This window comes from Pedococcus sp. P1_H8, from assembly GCF_056405175.1.
The window spans coordinates 116,766-136,006 of record NZ_JBFUCP010000008.1 but is presented as its reverse complement, the minus strand read 5'-3'; the positions used below and the strand labels follow the sequence as shown (position 1 = coordinate 136,006).

The window sequence follows — 19,241 nt, the reverse complement described above, 5'->3', positions numbered from 1 at the left end:
ATGCTCATGACCACCACACCGCGCCTGCGCCGCATTCTCGCGGGGGCCGTCGGTCTCGTGGTCCTCCTCGCCCTCCTCAGCAGCTGCGGGGTCTGGCTCACCAACGCGGAGCCCACGCCCCAGCCAGGCGCGTTGCGCCTCGTGCACAGCAGCGGCGCGGCCGTGGCCCAGAGCCCTGCCGGTCACGCACCGTTCGCGGCGATCGGCAGCGTCAGCCAGCTGCGCCCCGGCCAGATGCAGACCCTGCAGGTCAAGGTCACCAACCCGGACGCCGTCGACTACAAGATCCTCGAGCTCACCGCGACGCCCCAGGACGCGAACGCCTCCTGCTCGGGCACCACCAACCTCGTCGTCAGCAGCTACCAGGCGACCAAGCCCGGCGCGCGCACCTACCTCGTGCCGCGCAAGTCGAGCATCATGATCCCCCTCACGATCATGATGCTGAACACCGCCACGTCGCAGGACGGCTGCAAGAACGTCTCGTTCCCGCTCGCCTTCGGTGGTCTGGCCACCCAGGGGCAGGGCAACGGCAACTCGTGACCTCCCACCAGCGCTGGATGCGTCGCCTCGCCTCTGCCTGCCTCGGCACGACGGCCCTCCTCCTGGCCGGCGGCGTCGCGTATGCCGCCTGGTCGGCTCTCGGAGCCGGCGCCGGTACCGCTGCGAGCGGCATACCCCAGGCTCTCGGCGTCTCGGCGACGGTGGCCGGCCTGCTCCATCCCGGTGGCTCCGCCGACGTCCTCGTCACCGTCAGCAACCCGAACTCCGCCTCCGTCACGGTGACCTCGCTCGCCCTCGCCGGGTCGGTCACCGCCAGCGCCGGGTGCACCACGCCGGGCGTCACGGTCTCCCTGCCCGCCTCCACGTCCCTCGTCGTCCCGGCCGGTGGCAGCACCTCGCTGAGCGTCGCCAACGCCGTCGGCATGACGACCGCGTCGTCGTCGGACTGCCAGGGCGCCACCTTCACCATCCCCCTCCAGGCCGACGGACGGCTGCCGTGAACCCGACCCAGCGCACCACCCGCCGCGTGACCAGCCGTCGCCCGGTGCGTGTGCTCCTCGCCGCCGCGGTCTGCCTCGCCCTCGGCGCCATCCCCGCGTATGCCGTGTGGTCGGTCATCGGCACCGGCAGCACCACCGCTACGGCCGCCTCCCTGGTGACCCCGGCCGCGCCCGGCGTCGGCTCGCCGACCGCCACGTCGCTCGTCGTCAGCGGCACCCTGCCCGGGGCCCAGCTCCCCACGACCACCTATGCGGTCAAGCGTGGCTCGACCACCATCTGCGCGCCCGGCGCGTCGCCGTGGTCCTGCACCGACACCGGTCTGACCTCGGACACCACCTACAGCTACACGGTGGTGGCCTCCATCGGCTCGTGGACCGCGGCGTCCTCGGCCGCGTCGGGGACCACCGGCTGCACGGGCCCTGACACCTACGCCGTCGCCGCTCCGGCTGTGACCGCCGGCGCCGCGACGACGGTGACGCTCACGGCGAAGAAGTGCGACGGCACTGTCGACTCGGCCTACACGGGCTCCAAGGCGCTCACCTGGGCTGCGGTCGCTGCCAGCCCGTCCGGCAAGGCCGCGGTCCTGCCTGCGGCCGCCACCTTCTCGGGGGGCAGCGCCACCGTCTCGGTGACGCTGTACGCCGCTGGCAGCGCAACCCTGACGCCGAGCACGGGCGCCGTCACCGGATCGGCGACCACCATCGTCACCGCGGGTGTCGCCAAGAACTTCGTCCTGAGCGCGGTCACCAGCAAGCTGATCGCCGTCACCGTCACCTGCCAGGCGCTCAGCGAGCCGCCCGCCGCCAGGACCTGCTCCGCGAGCAACCCGGCCCAGAACGGCAAGCGCGACTGGGCCGCCACCGCCAACCTGCTCGACACCTGGGGCAACCCGGCCACCACCCCGACCGCACTCCTGGTCACCGCCACGAGGTCTGGCGCGACGAGCACGGCCACGATCGCTGCGGGCAGTGGCGCGAGCGCAACCCAGCTGATCGTCTCGATCGCCAACAACGAGGCGCCCGTCAGCGTCGCCTTCACGGCCACCGGCATCTCGACGCTGACCGTCACCAACGCCACCTGAGGAGTCCGCCCGGTCAGGGGGCCGGGCGGCCTCCTCAGTTGGGCCCGCTCAGGGAGCCTGGCTCAGGGGCGTGGCGGGGGAGGCGTGGTGTCGGGAGCGGGCGGCATACTGGCGCGGTGCCCACGCCCGACACCAACGCCCCCGACAGGTCCGTCCAGCGGCGCACCATCACCACGCTCATCGGCACCCAGGTCCTCGTCGGCGTGGGGGTGTCCGCGGGGGCGGGCATCGGTGCGCTGCTCGCCGAGGACGTCGGCGGATCAGCTGACCTCGCCGGGCTCGGGGGCACGTTCCAGGTCCTGGGTGGGGCGCTCATCGCGATCCCCATGGCCCACGTCATGGCCGCGCGCGGGCGCCGCTGGGGACTGCTGGTCGGCTACGCCCTCGGCATCATCGGCGCCCTGACGATGATCACGGCCGGCGCGATCCGCAGCTTCCCGCTGCTCCTGGCCGGCGCCGCACTGTTCGGGGGGTCCAACGCCGCCAACAGCCAGGCTCGCTATGCCGCGGCCGACCTCGCCGACGAAGCCCACCGCGGGCGCGACCTGTCCACCGTGGTGTGGGCGACGACGATCGGCGCCGTGTTCGGGCCCAACCTCGCGGGGCCGGGCGAGCCGGTCGCGAGGTTCCTCGGGATCCCGGCGCTGACCGGTCCCTATGTCTTCTCCCTCGCTGGTCTCGTGCTCGGCGCGGTCCTGCTGTTCACCCGGCTGCGCCCCGACCCCTTGCTCCTCGCCCGGGAGCGCGCCGCCGCCGTCGCCACCGAGCCGCTCGAGCGCCAGCACGGTTCCGTCGTCCGCGGCTGGCGCACCCTGCTCGCCCACCCCGGCGCCCTGCTCGGCCTGGTGACGATGGCCCTCGGGCACACCGTCATGGTCAGCGTCATGGTGATGACCCCCCTCCACATGCACCACGGCGGCGCCAGCCTGCGGATCATCGGCCTGGTGATCAGCCTGCACGTGCTCGGCATGTTCGCGTTCTCGCCGCTCACCGGGCTGGCCGTCGACCGGTTCGGTGGGCGGTCGTGCGGCCTCGCCGGGGCGGTCGTCCTCGTGGTCGCCGGGCTGCTCTCCGCCCAGGCCCCGACCGGCTGGTCCGCGGGGCTGGCCACCGGGCTGTTCCTGCTCGGCCTCGGCTGGTCGTTCACCCTCGTCGCCGGCTCCACCCTGGTGGTGAAGTCCGTGCCCCTCGCCGAGCGCGCTGGAGCCCAGGGCGCGGCCGACCTGGTCATGGGGCTGGCCGCCGGTGGCGGTGGTGCGCTGGCGGGCGTCGTCGTCGGCCAGTTCGGCTATTCGATGCTGGGCGCCTGCGCGGCCGCCCTCGCCGCCGTCGTCGCCCTGGCGTCCCTGCTCATCCGCGTGAACGGCACGGGCTCGGGTCATGCCACGTCGATGTCACCCGACCCGGTGCTGCCAGAGACCGTCCTGCCCGAGTGATCCCCGTGTTGCCCGACCGTGAGGACGACCAGGTTGGTTAGCCTGCTTGGGTGACCCCGCCGACCGACGAGACCCCAGCAGCGCCGCAGCCCAGCGGCGACGCGCTCCCGCCCACCCGGCATACCGAGCAGCAGGGGGCGCCCCAGGCTGACGCCGACCCGCGCGGCACGCGCGTCGCGGAAGCCGTCAAGGTCTGGCAGCGCCACCTCGTCGACCTCGGTGGTCGCAACACCCTGCTCTGGTACCGCGACCTGCCCAGCGGCACCCTCGACCTCACCACCGCGCACCCCGGCGGGCTGGCCATGCTGCTCGCCGGCCGCCCGACCCGGCTCTCCGACCTCGTCCGGGAGGCCGCGGCCCTCGACGAGGCCCGTCGTCGCGCCCGCATCATCCGCGCCAAGACCCTCGAGCTGTCCGAGGAGCGCGGCATCGCGGCCGGGTTCATCGCGATCGGGATGGCGAGCTGGACCGTGCGCGGGGCGTCGCGCGCCCCGGCGGCCCCCGTGCTGCTGCGGTCCTGCGTCCTGAAGCCGACCGGCGCCGCCCGCGAGGACTTCGACCTCGACCTGGGCAACGACGTGGAGTTCAACCCGGTCCTCGAGCACTACCTGCGCTCCGAGCAGGGGCTCGAGCTCGACACCGGTGCCCTCGAGGAGATGGCCAACGCGAGTGGCGCCTTTGACCCCCACCCTGTCTATGCCGCGCTGACCTCGCTCTGCGCGTCCGTGCCGGAGTTCTCCGTGTCGCCGCGGCTCGTGGTCGGGACGTTCTCCTACGCCAAGCTGCCCATGGTGGCTGACCTTGCGGCACAAGGAGATTCGCTGGCCGACCACGATGTCGTGGCAGCCCTCGCGGGCGATCCCGGAGCGCTCCGCGCGGTCAGGACGTCCGTCCCCGACTCGCCCGCGGACTCCGACCCGTCCCACGAGCTGCTCATCCTCGACGCCGACTCCACGCAGCAGGCAGCGATCGACGCGGTCCGCTCCGGAGCCCACCTCGTCATCAAGGGACCGCCCGGCACCGGCAAGTCGCAGACCATCGCCAACCTCATCGCCAGCCTCGCCGGCGAGGGCAAGCGGGTGCTGTTCGTCGCCGAGAAGCGCGCGGCGATCGACGCGGTGCTCTCCCGGCTCGACGGTGTGGGCCTGGGTGACCTCGTCCTCGACGCCTATGACGGCGCGAGCAACAAGCGGCGCCTGGCCCAGGAGTTCGGGGCTGCCCTCGACCGCGGCACCCAGGTGCAGGACCCCGACACGAGCGAGATCGAGCACGCCCTGGTCGACCGGCGCGCGACCCTGGTCGCGCACTCGGCCGCCCTGCACGCGGTGCGTCAGCCCTGGGGGGTCTCGGCCCACCAGGCGCAGGAAGCCATCTCGAGGCTGGGCAGCCTGGCCCACCCGCCCACCTCACGGGTGCGCGTCCGTGGGGAACAGCTCGCGGGCCTCGACCGGCAGCGGGTGCAGGAGCTCGGCCGCCAGCTGACCGAGGCGGCGTCGCTGGGGGCCTGGTCCACGCAGGAGGGGACCGACCCGTGGTTCGGGGCGCGGATCGCGACCTCGGAGGAGGCGGTGCGCGCCCGTGACATCACGAGCAGGCTCAGCCAGGGTGGGCTGCAGGAGCTCGAGCAGACGATGCACGACGTCTTCTCGGAGGTCAGCCTCCCGCAGGCCGACCGCGTGGGCGACTGGGGGAGCGTGCTCGACTCGGTCGGCCGGGTCCGAGACACCCTCGAGGTGTTCCGGCCCGAGATCTTCGACATCCCGCTCGGCGACCTGGTTGCCGCCACCGGGGGCAAGGCCTATCGCGAGGCGAACAGCGTTGCCCTGGGCTGGTATTCGCGGTGGCGCCTGCGCCGTCAGGCTCGCTCGCTGCTGCGTCCCGGTCCGCCCCCGGCCGACCTGCACGCAGCACTGCTCGACGCGCAGGTCCAGCGCAACGCCTGGCAGCAGATGGCCGGAGCCGGTGGCCGGCCCGAGATCCCGGTCGACCTCGACCGGGCCCGCACGGCCTACGCCTCCGTCGCGTCGGACCTCACCTGGCTGGAGGGCAGGCTCACGGCGACGCACAGGGGTGGTGACCTCTTCGGCGCGACCCTCGGCGAGCTCCGGGAGCGGTTGGCCGAGCTCGACAGTCGCCCCGACCGCCTCACCGTCGTGCCCCAGGTGCTCGGCACCCTCGACGCCCTGCGCGAGGCGGGTATGAGCGCTTTCCTCGACGACGTTGCCCGCCGTGGTGTGGAGCCCGACGACGTCGCCGCCGAGCTCGAGTTCGTCTGGTGGACCTCGCTGTCCGAAGACCTCATCGTGCGCGACCCGAGCTATGGCGCGCACGACGGAGCCCAGCTGCAGCGGGTCGCGCGCGAGTACGTCGCCGCCGACCACGCCCACCTGCGCGCCAGCGCCGACCGGGTGCGTGCCGGAGCCGGGCGTCGGCTGCGCGAGGTGCTGGCCGACCACCCCGACCAGGAGGCGTTGGTCCGTGCCGAGGCGGGCAAGTCCCGTCGCCACCGCCCGCTGCGCGATCTGCTGCCCAAGGCCGCCGAGACCCTGACCGCCGCGAAGCCCGCCTGGGCGATGTCGCCGCTCGTGGTCGCGTCGGTGCTGCCGCCCGGGCGCTGGTTCGACGTCGTGATCTTCGACGAGGCCTCGCAGATCCCGCCGGCCCAGGCCGTGTCGGCGATCTCGCGGGCGCACCAGGTCGTGGTGGCCGGTGACGAACGCCAGCTGCCGCCGACCAGCTTCTTCACGGCGGCGGTCGACGAGGAGGGGGCACCGGAGACGGACGCGCTGACCGAGGGCTTCGAGTCGGTCCTCGACGTGCTGACCGCCGCGCTGCCGACCCGCCGGCTGTCGTGGCACTACCGCTCGCTCGACGAACGCCTCGTCGCATTCGCCAACCGCGAGATGTACGACGGCTCGCTCGTCACCTTCCCCGGCACTGGCACCGACGCCGTGGTGAGCCTCGAGTCGGTCGAGGGGTCGGGCATCGTCCAGGCCGGTGAGGAGGCGATCGAGTCGACCGAGGCCGAGGTGTCCCGGGTCGTCGAGCTCGTCCTCGAACACGCCCGCACCCGTCCGCACGAGTCACTCGGCGTCATCGCCCTCGGCATCAAGCACGCGACTCGCCTCGACGACGCCCTCCGGCGCGCGCTCGCGACCGACGCGGCCGACGGGGTCGGCGACTTCTTCGACGAGGACCGGCCTGAGCGCTTCTTCGTCAAGAACCTCGAACGCGTCCAGGGCGACGAGCGCGACGCCATCATCCTGTCGGTCGGCTACGGCAAGACCCCGCACGGCCGGGTGCTGCACCGGTTCGGCCCGCTCAACCTCGAGGGCGGGGAGCGTCGCCTCAACGTCGCCATCACCAGGTCCCGCCGCCGGATGACCGTGGTCTCGTCGCTGCTCGCGGGTGACCTGGACCCAGCCCGGCTCAAGTCCCGCGGTTCGGTCATGCTCCGCGACTTCCTCGCGTATGCCGCGGACGGCAGCTTCCCCGCGCCCGTCGCCGACCAGGCTGGCGTGGGTGCGGGCGCCCGAGAGGGTGGCACATCGACCCCTCCCGCGGCTGGAGGGTCGATTTCCCGCCACGTCGAGGTGGGCTCCACCGCATTGCGGGCCGAGTTCGCCCGACGGCTGCGTGACTCCGGACTGGTGGTGCACGAGTCCTACGGTTCGGCCGGCCAGCCCATCGACCTCGCGGTTGAGGATCCCAACCACCGTGGCCACGTCCTCGTCGCCGTCGAGACCGACGGTCCGGCCTACGCCGCGATGCGCAGCAGCCGAGACCGCGACCGGCTGCGCGGCGAACAGCTCGGCAGGCTCGGGTGGATGCACGTCCGGGTCTGGACGACCGACCTGTTCCGCGATCCCGCCCGCGACGTCGCCCGGGTCAACGCCGCGGTCCAGCAGGCCGTCGCCAACCGCCCGACCCCGCTGCCGACCGTGGCCCCCGCAGCCCAGGCAGCCCCCGCGGCCCCAGCGGCCCGCCGCTCTCCGGTGGTGCCTGTTCCGGCCCGTGGTGCAGGTGGCCAAGAGATGCTGCCGATGGGCAGCGAGGCCGAGCCGACCCAGGGCGACGACTCATCAGCCCGGTCGGAAGCCACCACGACCCAGGACGAGTTCAGCCCGACCGCCGACGAGGGCGCTCGCCAGCGCCGCGTCCGCGGCCGCCGGGCCAAGCGCCCACCAGGGCCGACCAGCGCCCAGCCGACCGAGCCCGAGCCGGAGCCGACTGAGCCGGAGCCGACTGAGCCGGAGCCGACCGAGCCCGAGCCGACCGAGCCCGAGCCGACCGAGCCCGAGCCGACCGAGCCTGAGCCGACGGTCACGGCCGAGCGCACAAAGCCCCAGCAGACCAAGCCCGAGCAGACCAAGGACGACACGGATGTCGGCTGGGGCGAGCCGCACGAGGAGCTGGCCTACGACCGCTGGCTGCGCGAACAGCGTCCACCGCACTGGGGTTCCGACTGACCGCGAGGCTCCACTCGGTTCGAGGTAAACCCGCCGGGAAGTCCCGGCGGGTTTACCTCGAACGGGGGAGAGGCGAGCGGGGAGAGGCGAGCGGGGAGAGGCGAGCGGGGAGAGGCGAGCGGGGAGAGGCGAGCGGGGGAAGCTCAGGCCCGGCCCTTGAGGGCGTCGCGGATCTCGCGCAGCAGGACGACACTCTCGTCGGGCGCGGCGTCGACCTCGTCAGCCTTGACGAACCGAGCCTTGGCAGCCTCGTACGGCTTCACGACGAAGAAGTAGACGACGGCGGCCATGAGAAGGAACGCGAAGAGCGCGGTGAGGAACGGTCCGACCGACACCAGTCCACCGGGCTTGAAGTCGTCGAAGTTCTTGGCGCCCCCTGCCTTGGTGACGAGCTCGATGATGATCTTGGTGAACGAGGTGACGACGGCGGCGAACGCCGCGCCGATGATGAAGGCGACGGCAAGCTCCACGAGGTTGCCTCGCATGACGAAGTCCTTGAAACCCTTCATGGCTGTCGCGACCTTTCCCTGGAAGTTGGACCTACGGCGCACACGCTAGCGACCCCGCGAAGGCGACGTGCGGGGTGCAGGATGCGGATTCAGCCGGTTTCGGGCCAGTCATGGGTGAGGACCAGCTCGATCTGGGGCCGGCCGAGCGCGTCCTCCGGAACGGCGAGGATGCGTCGCGCTTCCTCCTGACCTGCGGAAACAACCACACCGCCCCCATCGAGCGCATAGCCGCTCGACGACCCCTGACCCTGGATCACGGACCCGAAGTCCGTGGTCACGGATTTGTCCACACTGAGCACGACGACCGCGCGCGCCACGGGCCCGTCGGGGCTCCACAGGTCGATTCTGTCGCCCGCCGAAACCATCGACACCGCACCGGGATCGGGCACCGTGACGTGCACCGCGACCGCCTCGACCGGCTGTCCGGTCAGCAGCGAGCTGCGGTTGACCCGAGCCCTGGTCACCGGCTCGCCAGGAGCCAGCGGCGCCGCGATCGGTCGCCCGAGCACCTCGGCCATGCTGTGGATGCTGCTCTGAGGAGCCAGCTCGGCGGGCCACCAGACCTCACGCAGCGAACCAGGGGAGGCCACCTCGCCGACAGCCATCGGCCGGGCTGCGACGACGACGCGCACCAACGGACGCGAGTCGGCGGAACGAGCCAGCGCGAGCCCGCCGATCGCCGCCCCCATCGCGCACAGCATGGCGAGCCCACGTCTGACCACGCGACGCCGCCACTGCCGGCGACGGCCCGGACCGTGCAGCCACCCCACCGCGCCAGCCACCGCCCCGGCGCCAGTGCCGGCAATTGCCCCACCGCCAGACACTGCCCCACCGCCAGACACTGCCCCGACGCCAGACACTGCCCCGGCTCTCGCCGCGCCGTCTGCTCCGGTCCTGTTGCGCCCGCCTCGCACCGCGCCGCGCCCCTACCCGGGCAGCGCGAAGGGCAGGGTGATCCCGTCGAGCGCCCGCCGGCACCCGCAGGTCGCGTCGGCATCGGACTCCTCGGCAGGCATGGCGGCCAGCGCCGAACGCAGCACCTGCTTGAGCCCGCCGACGTTCTCGGCAAAGACCGCGAGGACCTCCTCGTGGGTGACCGCCTCGCCACCGTCGACCCCGGCGTCGTGGTCGGTCACCAGGGCGATGGTCGTGAAGCACATCGCGAGCTCGCGGGCGATCGACGCCTCCGGCATACCCGTCATGCCGACCACGGTCCAGCCGGCCTGCTGATGCCAGGCCGACTCGGCCTTGGACGAGAAGCGGGGCCCGTTGACGACCACCAAGGTGCCGGCATCGGCCACGGATTTGCCTGCGGCAGTGGCGGACTCGACGGCCACCGCCCGCCCGCGCGGACAGTAGGGGTCGGCGAAGCCCACGTGCACGACCGGCCCCTCCGCGGCATACACGGTGTGCTCGCGGCCCCACGTGCGGTCGACCACCTGGTCGGGCACCACGATCGTGCCCGGCCCGAGCTCCGGTCGCAGCGAACCCACCGCGCACGGCGCGAGGACCTGGCGGACCCCGACCGAGCGCAGCGCCCACAGGTTGGCGCGGTAGTTCACCCGGTGAGGAGGGAACCGGTGTCCCTGCCCGTGCCGCGCGATGAACGCGACCCGCCGCCCGTCGACCTCGCCGATGACCAGGTCGTCGCTCGGGTCACCGAACGGGGTGCTCACGCTCACCCGCTCCGCAGCGTCGAAGAACTCGTAGAAGCCGGAGCCGCCGATCAGTCCGAGGTCGGCGCGGGGAGTCGTCGAGGTCATGTCAGCAGACTACGCAGCGCCGGACCGGCCTCGCCCGCCGTCAGCGGCTCCTGTGGATGGCGACGCGACGACGCCCGCCCCTGTGGACAGGGACGGGCGATATCGAGGTATGCCGCGCAGTGGCGGCACAGGGGTCGGGAAGGTCAGGCGGCCGAACCGTCCGCGGATTTCGACGACGTCCTGGCGGACGAGCTGCTCGTGGAGCCGCCGGAACCGCTGGACGCGCTCGACGAGCCCTTCGACGAGCCCGCGGAGCCGCCCTTCGACGCGCTCGACGACTCGCCGGAGGACCCGCTCGACCCACCCGACGGCGCCGGGACGGAGGCGGAGGAGGTGCTCCGGGAGTCCGTGCGGTAGAAACCGCCGCCCTTGAAGACGACACCGACCGCGTTGAAGACCTTCCGGAGCCGGCCCTCGCACTCGGGGCAGACGGTCAGGGAGTCGTCGGTGAACGACTGCACCGCGTCGAAGCGGTGGTCGCACTCGGTGCAGGCGTAGGAGTACGTCGGCACGGGTTCCTCCAAAGGGGCGTTCTGGCTGGCGGTCGCGGGCCGCGACGCTGGCACTGTCATGGCTCGACTGCCAACTATAAGGCCGCGCGGGGCCTACTTCTTCCCGCCGCCGTCCTTCCAGCCGGCCAGGCGGCCGTGCTGGCTGACCGAGCGGACCCGCTTCTCGGCCCGGCTCCTGGCCTCGGCGGTCGACACGATGAGCAGCTGGTCGCCGCGGCGGATCACCGTGTTGTTCTCCGGCACGAAGCCCCTGCCCGCGCGCACGACGAGCGTCACGTTGGCGCCCTCGGGCAGGCGCAGCTCGAACACCTCGACCCCGTGCAGCTTGGACGCCGGTCCGACGGTCACCTGGATGAGCTCGGCCTGGAGCTCGTCGAGGGGCGTGGCCTCGACGGCGAGGTCGAGGGTGGCGTAGTCCTCGACGATGCCCAGCCGCTGGGCGACCCACGGCAGGGTCGGGGCCTGGACCAGGGTGAAGATGACCACGAGCACGAAGACGAGCTCGAAGATCCAGTTGACGTTCTTGGCGCCCACGGTGAGCGGCACGGTCGCGAGGACGACGGGGACAGCGCCGCGCAGCCCGGCCCACGACAGGAAGACCTGGTCGCGCCACCGGAGCCGAAAGGGCGACACCGACACCAGCACCGACAGCGGTCGCGCTACGAGCAGCAGCACGAGGCCGATGACGATGGCCGGGACGATCTGGTCACCCATGTCACCCGGCGACGCAAGGAGCCCGAGCAGCACGAACAGCCCGATCTGGGCGAGCCACCCCAGGGCGGTCGAGAGCCCGAGGACGGCGGGTGCGTGGGGGAGGCGCAGGTTGCCCAGCACCAGGGCCGCGAGGTAGCAGGCGATGAAGCCGCTGGCGTGCACACTCGCCGCCGCGGCATACGCGAGGACGGTGAGGGCGACCACGCCGATGCTGAACAGGCCGGAGGCACCTGAGGCGGCGCGCCTCATGAACTGTCCGCCCGCCCACCCCACGGCGAGGCCGATGACGGCACCCGCGCCGAGCTCGGCGACCGCCTTGAGCGCCAGGGTGAACCAGCCTTCGGCGTCCGCGGGGTCGGCCGACCGCGCCGCGAGGGCGGTCACGAGGATGACCACGGGGGCGTCGTTGAAACCCGACTCGGCCTCGAGCATCCCGGTGATCCGCCGGGGGAGGGGCACCCGGCGGAGCACCGAGAAGACCGCTGCCGCGTCCGTCGAGGACAGGATCGCGCCGATGAGCAGGGCGGTGTTCCAGTCGAGCTGCAGCACGAACCGCGCAGCCAGCGCGACGACCAGCACCGACACGATCACGCCGACGGTCGACAACACGGCCGCCGGGCCTACCGATCGGCGGATGCCCTCCCACCTGGTGCTGAGCCCGCCCTCGCTGAGGATGAGGATGAGGGCGGCGTAGCCGAGCACCTGGGTGAGCTCGTTGGAGTCGAACCGGATCTGAATGAAGGGGCCGGCTTCGCCGATGGCCAGGCCGATGCCGAGGTAGATGAGCAGGGAGGGCAGCCCGGACTTGAGCGAGAGCCTCACCGCGGCCACCGAGACGAGCAGGACGACCGAGCCGATCAGCAGGGCAGGGGTCAGGTCGTGCAGGGTGAACGAGTCGGACGTGGTCGCGTCGGACCAGCGGAGCCCACCGGGCAGGATCGCAGCGCGCACGGCCGGTCACGTCCTTTCCCTCGGTGTGGTGCGGATAGTCTCGCAGGGTGTCTCGCGCCCTTCTTGCCCGCCGCATCGCCGTGGTCGTGGCAGCCCTGCTCGTCGTCGTCTTCGGAGTTGTCGCGGTGCTCGCGGTCACCTGGGCGCGCCGTCCGTTCCCGACCACCGAGGGGGAGATCCAGCTCCCCGGCCTGTCCGGCAAGGTGAGCGTCATCCGCGGCGACCACGGCATCCCGCAGATCTATGCGGACAGCGCCGACGACCTGTTCAAGGCAGAGGGATTCGTCCACGCCCAGGACCGGTTCTTCGAGATGGACCTGCGCCGCCACATCACCGCCGGACGGCTCTCCGAGCTCGTCGGCGAGGGCGGCCTCGAGACCGACCGCGTGATCCGCACCCTCGGGTGGCGCCGCGTCGCCGAGGCGGAGCTGCCGACCCTCAAGCCCGAGACGCGCCGCTACCTGCAGGCCTACGCCGACGGGGTGAACGCCTACATCCACCGGCAGGGCAGCCCCTCGAACATGTCGCTCGAGTACGTCGTCCTCGGCCAGAAGGTCAATGACTACCGGGTCGAGGACTGGACACCGGCCGACTCCCTCGCCTGGCTCAAGGCGATGGCGTGGGACCTGCGTGGCGACTACAACGCCGAGCTGATGCGCGCGCGCCTGGCCGGCTCGATGTCCACGTCGCAGATCAACGAGCTGTTCCCGTCCTATCCCTATGACACCAACAAGCCGATCCTGTCCCCCCAGGACTGGTCGCCCAGCACCTCCTCGACATCCGCGAACTCGGCCGTCCCCGCCGGTGACCTCGCCAAGGAGACGAGCAAGAACGCACAGCACGCGTATGCCGTGGTGCAGCGTGCGCTCGACGCCGTCCCGGTGACGATGGGTCGCGGTGACGGGATCGGGTCCAACTCGTGGGTCGTCGGCGGGAGTCGCACGAGCACCGGAAAACCGTTGCTGGCCAACGATCCCCACCTCGGTGTCTCGATCCCGGGCATCTGGTACCAGGTCGGCCTGCACTGTCGGTCGGTCAGCAGCAGCTGTCCCTTCGACGTGGCCGGCTACTCGTTCTCCGGGCTGCCCGGCGTGGTCATCGGCCACAACCAGTCGATCGCGTGGGGTTTCACCAACCTCGGACCCGACGTCAGCGACTTCTTCCTCGAGCAGGTGCGAGGCGACACCTACCTGCGCGACGGCAAGCAGGTCCCGCTGACCATGCGCACCGAGACGATCAAGATCGGGGGCGGCGGTGAGCAGACCATCACGGTCCGCAGCACCGTGCACGGCCCGATCCTCTCCGACGCCATCGAGAACGTCGCGAGCGCCGGCGAGAGCCCACCCGTCAACGGGCGTCCCAGCCCCGGGTCCTACGAGGTCGCGTTGCAGTGGACCGGCATCGAGGTGAGCCAGACCGCTGATGCGATCTTCGGTCTCAACACGGCCACGAACTTCGACCAGTTCCGCACTGCCGCAGAGCAGTTCGCCGTCCCCGCGCAGAACCTCATCTATGCGGACACGGCCGGCAACATCGGCTACCAGGCGCCGGGCCGGATCCCGGTCCGCAGCCGCTACATGGAGGCGGCCCCCGGCTACTGGATCAGGCCGGGCTGGGTCTCGTCGTGGGACTGGCAGGGCTACGTGCCGTTCGCCTCGATGCCCCACAGCTACAACCCCTCCGAGGGTTTCATCGTCGCGGCAAACCAGGCCGTCACCGAGAGTGGAACGCCGTTCCTCACGACTGAGTGGGACTACGGCTTCCGCAGCCAGCGCATCCGGTCACTGCTGGAGAAGAACACCAAGGTCACCCCGGCCACGATGTCGTCCATCCAGGGCGACACCCGCAGCCAGTTCGCACCGACCCTGGTCAAGGCGCTGCTCAAGGTCGACCTGGGGCGCGACGACTTCACCAAGCAGGCGCAGGAGCTGTTGCGCGGCTGGGACTACACGAACCCGGTGGGTGCGAGCGAGTCCGGCGCCGCTGCGGCGTACTACAACGCGGTCTGGTCCAGCCTGCTCAACCTGACCTTCGACGACGAGCTCCCGAAGGACTTGCGCGCGGACGGTGGCGACCAGTGGATGCAGGCGGTGTCGGTGCTGCTGACCAAGCCGCGCTCGGCCTGGTGGGATGACAAGCGCACCCCCGGGGTGGCCGAGGGGCAGTCCGAGATCCTGCGCAGGGCGCTCGTCGACGCGCGGCTCCAGCTCACCAAGGAGCTCGGCAAGGAGCCAGGGGACTGGCAGTGGGGACAGCTGCACCAGCTCACCCTGACCCACCAGGTGCTCGGTGGCGACGACGTGCCGGGCATTGTGGCCAAGCTCTTCAACCGCGGACCCATGAACATGCCCGGCGGCTCGGCGATCGTCGACGCCAACGGATGGGATGCCAGTGTGGGACTGGACGGCAAGGACTCCAACAAGGCGTTCGACGTCGACTGGGCGCCGTCGATGCGGATGGTCGTCGACCTGTCGAACCTGGACGGGTCGCACTGGGTCAACCAGACCGGCAACAGTGGTCACGCCTTTGCCGACCACTACAACGACCAGTCCGAGGCGTGGGCCAAGAACGAGCTCTACGACTGGCCGTTCACCGAGAAGGCCGTCCGGGATGCCGGCGGCGACGAGCTGACCCTCGTGCCGGGCGGTACGTCGAGTTGATCCGCTCGTCGTAAGGCCGGGCTCTCACTCGTCGTAGGGCTCGCTCGATGAGCTGGGGTCAGTCGCCAAGCTGGCGCCACCGGGCCCCGGGCGGCTCGGTGAGCACGTCGAGATCTGCGGTCAGTTGCTCGAGCCGGTCCTCGGGGAGGTGCACCAGCCACGCCTCGATGAGCTCCGTCAGCGCCGCTGTCACCTCGCGCACGAGGGCCAGGCCCTCGTCCGTCGACGCCACGAGGGGGCCACGCTCGGTGACACCCCGCTCCACCAGGCCCGTTCGCTCCAACCCGTTGACGACCTGGGCGGCAGCCTGTCGGGACACCAAGAGGTGCTCGGCGATGCTGGCCAGCCGTTTGCCACCGTGGCTGCAGACCCGCAGGGTGTGAACGGCAGCAGGCGTGAGGCCCGGATGGCCCAGGTCGGTGGTCACCCGTCGCATCTGCTGCTCGACGCGGGCGTTGGCCAGCCTCAGCAGCAGCGGTAGATCCGCGGGTGTCGAGCCCTCGTCCAGCGGCGCCGTGACGATCGGACCGGCAAGGAGTGCGGCAAACCGAGCATCGGTTTCCTCGGGAGTGGGGTTGCGAAACGACATCCGGCCATCGTGCCCGTCGGCGAAGGTCGTCCGTCGACTGTCCACAGGCTTTCCTGGCGGCGGGGGCGGCGGCTGGGGCCGGCAACGCGGCGGACCAGCGGGGGCACATGTTCCCTCCTCACGCCGCGTCAAGAGCCTTGACGCGGCGTCAAGGCGCTTGACGTCTGTGTGGTGAGGGTGGCGTGCTGGCCGGCCCCGCCGTCAAGGCGCTTGACGTCTGCGTGGTGAGGGTGGCGTGCCGGCCGGGCCCGTCCCTCAGGCGCCTGACGGCCCTGCTCCCAGCTCGACGACTCCGAGCTCGGCTGTCATGGCCGCGTGCACGCGGCGGTCGTGGGGCTCGCTCGGCAGCTCCTCGTCGAGCAGCTCCCACGGGTGCACCACCGCGACCAGGTGCGCGCTGGTCCGGGGGATGACCCGGTCGTAGCAGCCCTTGCCGCGCCCGATCCGGGTCCCCGACCGGTCCACGCCATGGGCCGGCAGGAACACCACCGCGGCCCGGGCGATGGCCTCCTTGCCCAGGGATTCCTCCTTTTCCAACGTTGCCTCCTTGCCCAGCGACGCCTCTGTGCCCAGCGACTCCTCGCTGCCCACCCGGCGCCAGTCCAGGTCCCAGTCCTCGAGGGTCACCGGCACCATCACCCGTATGCCGCGCGCGGACAACGCTTCGATGATCCCCTCCGTGGGCGGCTCCAGAGCCGTGGCCTCGAAGGCGGCGACCCAGTCACCACGGACCAGGCCCGCGGCATACACGAGCTCGAGGGCGGACAGCGCGAGCTCCTCCGCGTCGCGGGCCCGGTCGCGCTCCGGCACGCGTTCGCGCCGCAACGCGCTCAGGCGCTGTCGCACGGCGGTCTTGCTGGACGCGGGCACCTCAAGATCGTCCCACTAGGCTGCCCGTCATGGGCAAGGAAGGGCTGGCGCGGGCGGTCACACGCATGACCGAGCGGGGGGTCGACCCGATGGCGATCCACGTGTTCGAGGACGCCTATGCCCAGCTCGAGGCGGGCAGGACAGGCCTGATCGCGGAGGCCGACATCGAGCCGCTGCGCGACGTGACGACGCTCGAGAGCATCGCCGTCGACGACGCTGCGCACGACGACGAGATGGCGCGGGCGCTGGCCCGCACGGCCGTCGTCAAGCTCAACGGCGGCCTGGGCACGAGCATGGGCCTGTCCGGTCCGAAGTCGGTGCTCGAGGTCCGCGACGGGCTGACCTTCCTCGACGTCGTGGCCAGGCAGGTGCTGGCCCTGCGCGAGCGCCACGGCGTGGAGGTCCCGCTCGTCCTGATGAACTCCTTCCGCACGCGCGAGCAGTCGCTGGCAGCCCTCGCCGAGTACCCCGAACTTGCCATCGACGGGCTGCCGCTCGACTTCCTGCAGAACGCCGAGCCCAAGCTGCGAGCCGACGACCTGACTCCGGTGTCGTGGCCTGACGACCCCGATCTGGAGTGGTGCCCTCCCGGCCATGGCGACGTCTATGTGGCCCTGGTCGCGAGTGGTGTGCTCAAGGCGTTGCGGGACAAGGGATTTCGCTACGCCTTCATCTCGAACTCCGACAACCTCGGCGCGACCTGTGACCCTGCGATCCCTGCGTGGATGGCACGCGAGTCCATCCCCTATGTCTCCGAGGTGTGCGAGCGCACCGCCAATGACCGCAAGGGTGGCCACCTGGCCGTGCGTCGCAGCGACGGCAGGGTGGTGCTGCGCGAGAGCGCGATGGTGGCACCCGAGGACCAGGAGCACTTCCAGGACACCGACAGGCACACGCTGTTCCACGCCAACAACCTGTGGGTCGACCTCGACGCGCTCGACGCCCAGATGTCGGCCCGCCAGGGCGTCCTCGGACTGCCCATCATCGTCAACCGCAAGACCGTCGACCCCAGTCGCAAGGACTCGACCCCGGTGATCCAGGTCGAGTCGGCCATGGGGACGGCGATCGAGGTGTTCGACGGGTCACGAGCCCTGCACGTGCCCCGGCGCCGGTTCCGCCCGGTGAAGACGACCAACGAGCTGCTCATGCTGAGGTCCGACCTCTACGGCTTCGGAGACGGGTACGAGGTGGTGGCGCAGTCCACGCGCCCCGATCCTCGGGTCGACCTCGACGACCACTACACGCTGATCCACGAGTTCGACGCCCGGTTCCCCGCCGGCGCCCCCTCCATGCTCGAGTGCACCTCCCTCACGGTCCGTGGCGACGTGACCTTTGGCTCCGAGGTCCGCTGTGTGGGCGACGTGCTGGTCGAGACGGACGAGCCGCGCACCATCCCCGACGGCAGCACCCTGCCTCCGACAGAAGGAGCGACCACCTCGTGATCAGCGTCGAGCAGCACCTGGATCGAATCCTGAGCACCGTCAAGGTGATCCCGCCGTTCGAGCTCGGTGTCCTCGATGCCCAGGGCTGCATCCTCGCGGCCGATGTCCAGGCCCGTGGGTCGCTGCCTGGCTTCACCAACTCCGCGATGGACGGGTATGCCGTGCACGCGGCCGACATCGCGACCGCCACAGCCGACAACCCGGTCGTGCTGCCCGTCGTCAACGACATCGCCGCGGGCAACACCAAGGCGTGGTCGCTCGCCACCGGCCAGACCATGCGGATCATGACCGGCGCCCCCATGCCCCACGGCGCCGACGCCGTCGTGCCCGTCGAGGCGACCGACGGTGGCGTGGTCCGGGTGCAGATCCGGGAGCGCCGCGTCGTGGGGTCACACGTGCGCGAGGTCGGCGAGGACGTCGAGGCCGGCAACGTCGTCCTGCGCCGTGGCACCCTGCTGGGTCCAGGCCAGATCGCCCTGCTGGCAGCGGCCGGAATCGCCCGGGTGCGGGTCGTCCCGCGTCCGCGGGTCGTCGTCATCTCGACCGGAGACGAGCTCGTCGAGGTGGGTCGGACTCCGGGGTTCGGCCAGATCGTCGACTCCAACTCGGTCATGCTGACCGCTGCCGTCACCGCGGTGGGCGCCACTCCCTTCCGGGTCGGCGGGGTCCCCGACGATGCCCGGACCCTGATGGAGACCCTCGAAGGCCAGCTCGTCCGCGCCGACGTCATCATCACGACCGGCGGGGTCTCGATGGGAGCCTTCGACACCGTCAAGGAAGTCCTGTCCCGCGTCGGCACGATGCAGTTCGACAAGGTCGCGATGCGACCCGGCATGCCCCAGGGTTTCGGGGTGCTCGGTGAGGAGCAGGTGCCGGTGTTCACGCTGCCCGGCAACCCCGTGAGCGCTCTGGTGTCGTTCCACGTCTTCGTCGCGCCGGCGCTGCGGGCCATGGCTGGCCGCCCCGAACCGTCCTACCCGCCGGGCTACGTCCCAGCCGTGGCTGCGGAGCCGTTCGGCTCGGTCAGGGGCAAGATGGAGTTCGTGCGGGTGATCCTCGATGACGACCAGGCCCGACTCGCCGGTGGCCAGGGTTCCCACATGCTCGGTGCGCTCGCAGCGGCCGACGCGCTGGCCGTCATCCCCGAGGACGTCGCGGACGTCGCCGCGGGCGACGAGCTGCTCTGCCTGCCCCTGCTGGGCCGGGAGGGGATGTGAGCCTCGACCCGGCCGAGCGGCCACAG

General features: G+C 71.5%; 15 protein-coding genes. 8 read left to right on the top strand and 7 right to left on the bottom strand.

Annotated elements, in window-relative coordinates:
• The first annotated feature begins 6 nt into the window (after positions 1–6).
• The 5 genes from AC1DYG_RS13450 to AC1DYG_RS13430 all read left to right on the top strand — a co-directional run bounded on the left by AC1DYG_RS13450 (position 7) and on the right by AC1DYG_RS13430 (position 7,988).
• On the top strand, positions 7–540 hold the full coding sequence (locus tag AC1DYG_RS13450; protein ID WP_477640376.1) for a hypothetical protein: 534 nt from the start codon (positions 7–9) through the stop codon (positions 538–540).
• A complete protein-coding gene (locus tag AC1DYG_RS13445) occupies positions 537–1,001 on the top strand; it encodes a hypothetical protein (protein ID WP_477640375.1) in 465 nt (154 codons plus the stop codon). The genes AC1DYG_RS13450 and AC1DYG_RS13445 overlap by 4 nt, the downstream gene beginning before the upstream one ends.
• Entirely contained in the window at positions 998–2,083 is a 1,086-nt protein-coding gene (locus AC1DYG_RS13440; protein WP_477640374.1) for a hypothetical protein, read from the top strand. The genes AC1DYG_RS13445 and AC1DYG_RS13440 overlap by 4 nt, the downstream gene beginning before the upstream one ends.
• 116 nt (positions 2,084–2,199) lie before the next feature.
• Positions 2,200–3,519 carry an MFS transporter gene (locus AC1DYG_RS13435; protein WP_477640373.1) on the top strand — a complete coding sequence of 440 codons (1,320 nt, stop codon included), beginning with the start codon at positions 2,200–2,202 and terminating at the stop codon, positions 3,517–3,519.
• Positions 3,520–3,569: 50 nt separating this feature from the next.
• Positions 3,570–7,988 (top strand): AAA domain-containing protein, encoded by a 4,419-nt coding sequence (locus tag AC1DYG_RS13430; protein ID WP_477640372.1) that lies wholly within the window; start codon positions 3,570–3,572, stop codon positions 7,986–7,988.
• A gap of 143 nt (positions 7,989–8,131) precedes the next feature.
• Here the strand turns inward: AC1DYG_RS13430 and AC1DYG_RS13425 are convergent, their stop codons facing one another.
• From AC1DYG_RS13425 to AC1DYG_RS13405, 5 genes are all read right to left on the bottom strand, one after another.
• On the bottom strand, positions 8,132–8,497 hold the full coding sequence (locus tag AC1DYG_RS13425; RefSeq protein ID WP_477640371.1) for an MscL family protein: 366 nt from the start codon (positions 8,495–8,497) through the stop codon (positions 8,132–8,134).
• An 89-nt stretch (positions 8,498–8,586) separates the two neighbouring features.
• Complete coding sequence (locus AC1DYG_RS13420) at positions 8,587–9,219, bottom strand: SAF domain-containing protein (RefSeq protein WP_477640370.1); 633 nt, start codon at positions 9,217–9,219, stop codon at positions 8,587–8,589.
• Between the two features lie 204 nt (positions 9,220–9,423).
• On the bottom strand, positions 9,424–10,260 hold the full coding sequence (locus tag AC1DYG_RS13415; RefSeq protein ID WP_477640369.1) for an S-methyl-5'-thioadenosine phosphorylase: 837 nt from the start codon (positions 10,258–10,260) through the stop codon (positions 9,424–9,426).
• A 143-nt stretch (positions 10,261–10,403) separates the two neighbouring features.
• Positions 10,404–10,772, bottom strand: a complete 369-nt coding sequence (locus AC1DYG_RS13410) for an FmdB family zinc ribbon protein (protein WP_477640368.1) — start codon at positions 10,770–10,772, stop codon at positions 10,404–10,406.
• A gap of 93 nt (positions 10,773–10,865) precedes the next feature.
• Complete coding sequence (locus tag AC1DYG_RS13405; RefSeq protein ID WP_477640367.1) at positions 10,866–12,437, bottom strand: potassium/proton antiporter; 1,572 nt, start codon at positions 12,435–12,437, stop codon at positions 10,866–10,868.
• Positions 12,438–12,484: 47 nt separating this feature from the next.
• Between AC1DYG_RS13405 and AC1DYG_RS13400 the strand changes: the two genes are divergently transcribed.
• The gene (locus AC1DYG_RS13400; RefSeq protein WP_477640366.1) at positions 12,485–15,097 is read left to right on the top strand and encodes a penicillin acylase family protein; all 2,613 of its coding nucleotides are present in this window, start codon (positions 12,485–12,487) and stop codon (positions 15,095–15,097) included.
• Positions 15,098–15,155: 58 nt separating this feature from the next.
• Here the strand turns inward: AC1DYG_RS13400 and AC1DYG_RS13395 are convergent, their stop codons facing one another.
• Together AC1DYG_RS13395 and AC1DYG_RS13390 are read right to left on the bottom strand one after the other, a co-directional pair.
• Entirely contained in the window at positions 15,156–15,686 is a 531-nt protein-coding gene (locus AC1DYG_RS13395) for a MarR family winged helix-turn-helix transcriptional regulator (protein WP_477640365.1), read from the bottom strand.
• 255 nt (positions 15,687–15,941) lie between these two features.
• Complete coding sequence (locus AC1DYG_RS13390; RefSeq protein WP_477640364.1) at positions 15,942–16,556, bottom strand: 5-formyltetrahydrofolate cyclo-ligase; 615 nt, start codon at positions 16,554–16,556, stop codon at positions 15,942–15,944.
• Positions 16,557–16,585: 29 nt separating this feature from the next.
• On the opposite strand from AC1DYG_RS13390, the gene AC1DYG_RS13385 reads away from it, so the two are divergent.
• Positions 16,586–17,998, top strand: coding sequence for a UTP--glucose-1-phosphate uridylyltransferase (locus tag AC1DYG_RS13385; RefSeq protein WP_477640363.1), 1,413 nt, complete (start codon positions 16,586–16,588; stop codon positions 17,996–17,998).
• On the top strand, positions 17,995–19,215 hold the full coding sequence (gene glp / locus AC1DYG_RS13380) for a molybdotransferase-like divisome protein Glp (protein ID WP_477640362.1): 1,221 nt from the start codon (positions 17,995–17,997) through the stop codon (positions 19,213–19,215). The genes AC1DYG_RS13385 and glp overlap by 4 nt, the downstream gene beginning before the upstream one ends.
• Positions 19,216–19,241 lie beyond the last annotated feature (26 nt).